Raw genomic sequence first — 525 nt, forward strand, 5'->3', positions numbered from 1 at the left:
AAGATGATGCAGGTCTGGTGACGATTGCGAAGAGGTCACACCCGTTCCCATCCCGAACACGGAAGTTAAGCTCTTCAGCGCCGATGGTAGTTGGGGGTTTCCCCCTGCAAGAGTAGGACGCCGCCGGGCCTGTACAGTTTATTACATACAGAAAAAGTCTTTGTAATAAGAAACTTGCTCTTCACTTTAAAGTGGGACGAGTAATTAATACATAGAAAAAATGATAGAAATGCAATTGCTGCATTAGTAAGCTGTTCATTTCAAATATAACCCAGGAGGATTAGCTCAGCTGGGAGAGCACCTGCCTTACAAGCAGGGGGTCGGCGGTTCGAGCCCGTCATCCTCCACCAATTTTTTAAAACGCGAACTTTTGTTTTTAAAAAATCATTACAGTTTTAAAACGATTTATTAGCCGGAGTAGCTCAACTGGTAGAGCAACTGACTTGTAATCAGTAGGTTGAGGGTTCAAGTCCTTTCTCCGGCACCACTTTTAGAGCCATTAGCTCAGTTGGTAGAGCATCTGAC

The 525-nt window shown here is 44.6% G+C and carries 2 tRNA genes and 1 rRNA gene; all 3 read left to right on the top strand.

Annotation, left to right across the window (positions count from 1 at the left end):
* Positions 1–13 precede the first annotated feature (13 nt).
* The 3 genes from rrf to FQ087_RS22265 all read left to right on the top strand — a co-directional run bounded on the left by rrf (position 14) and on the right by FQ087_RS22265 (position 487).
* Positions 14–129: ribosomal RNA gene (gene rrf, locus FQ087_RS22255) — 5S ribosomal RNA — on the top strand.
* Positions 130–274: 145 nt separating this feature from the next.
* A tRNA-Val gene (locus FQ087_RS22260) sits at positions 275–350 on the top strand.
* A 61-nt stretch (positions 351–411) separates the two neighbouring features.
* Positions 412–487: transfer RNA gene (locus FQ087_RS22265), tRNA-Thr, on the top strand.
* The last annotated feature ends 38 nt before the right edge of the window (positions 488–525 follow it).

The organism is Sporosarcina sp. ANT_H38 (assembly GCF_008369195.1).
In the GTDB taxonomy this organism is placed as follows: domain Bacteria; phylum Bacillota; class Bacilli; order Bacillales_A; family Planococcaceae; genus Sporosarcina.